Consider the following 439-nt stretch of genomic DNA (forward strand, 5'->3'; position numbering starts at 1 on the left):
AAACCGTGGCGTGCAGGTAGGTCAGCGTCTGGCTGTCATCGAGCCACGCGATCTCCGGCATCACGCCGTCAAGCAGATCGAAGATGCGATCCGTTTCCGCCACAAAGGCCGAGAGGCGTTCGCGCCAGTCCACGCCTTCGGTCGGACGGTTCTCGTAGAGCATCCTTGCTGCGCGAGCACGGGCTTCCTCCGGCGGCAGGTACACCAGCGTGAGGTGGTAGCCGCTCTCGAAGTGGTTGCCCGAGTCCTCGAAAGCGGCGCGGCGTTCCTCGTCCACCAGCCACGAAAGAGGCTCGGGAAACTCGGAGCGCGGATAGTCTGCTGCGGCGCGGCGCTCCGCCTCGATGAACAAGGCCCAGCCCGAACCCAGGCGGCGCAGCGCGTTGTTCAGCCGCGCCGACGTGGAAATCAGCTCACCCTGCGTCGCGCTGTCAAGGTC

Annotated in this window: 1 pseudogene; it reads right to left on the minus strand. The window is 65.8% G+C overall.

From position 1 onward, the window contains the following. A pseudogene (locus GVL52_RS29190) lies at window positions 1–439 on the minus strand (conjugal transfer protein TrbE); the annotation flags it as partial.

Origin of the sequence: Rhizobium sp. 18055 (genome assembly GCF_902706285.1) — a bacterium.
In the GTDB taxonomy this organism is placed as follows: Bacteria; Pseudomonadota; Alphaproteobacteria; order Rhizobiales; family Rhizobiaceae; genus Rhizobium.